The 686-nt window shown below is 77.6% G+C and carries 1 protein-coding gene; it reads right to left on the reverse strand.

The genetic code is table 11. The features are described from left to right. Positions 1-686, reverse strand: a 686-nt coding sequence (locus AB8Z36_RS41920; protein WP_369218551.1) for a phosphopantetheine-binding protein, incomplete at both ends; no start/stop codon positions are given.

Genomic DNA, 686 nt, shown 5'->3' on the forward strand with positions numbered 1-686 from the left:
CCAGGTCGAAGGGGCGCCAGCACAGGTCGGCGAGGTGGTCCTCGCGCCGTTGCGCGCTCCAGGCGGCGGCGTCGGTCAGCGTGACCTCGGGGGCGGGGCCGTTGGTGCGGTAGAGCACGCGGCGGGCCTTGGTGTCGAGGCGGAACCGGGAGCGCAGTGCGGGGTGGCGGGCCAGCGCCCGGGCGAAAGCCTCGCGCAGTGCCGGAGCGTCGACGGGCCCGTGGATCTCCACGACGCCGGGTGCCAGGTAGGCGGTCCGCACGTTCCGCATCCGGTCGAGCGACCACAGGCGCTGCTGTACGGGAGCGGCGGTGTGCTCGGCGTCGGGGTCGAAGGGGGCCTCCCGTCCGGTCGCGGCGCCCGTGCCCGCCTCCAGGGCGCGGGCGAGCCCGGCCACGGTCGGGTCGGCGAGCAGGGCGCGCAGCGGGACCCGGGCGCCGTAGCGGCGCTCGGCCTCGGCGACGATCCGTACCGCGAGCAGCGAATGCCCGCCGAGCGCGAAGAAGTCGGCGTCGGGGCCTGGCAGAGGGGCCTCGTCCTCGGCGGGCGTGACCGGATTCTCGCCGGGTTCGGTACCGGCCGACGGGCTCTCAAGGGGGCCGTCCGGCCGCGCCGCCCGGGCAAGGACGTCCACCATCAGCCGGGCGGCGCGGCGCTGGTCCTCGGTCAGCGCGGCGGGACGCGCC

The organism is Streptomyces flavofungini (assembly GCF_041028215.1).
Lineage (GTDB): Bacteria > Actinomycetota > Actinomycetes > Streptomycetales > Streptomycetaceae > Streptomyces > Streptomyces flavofungini_B.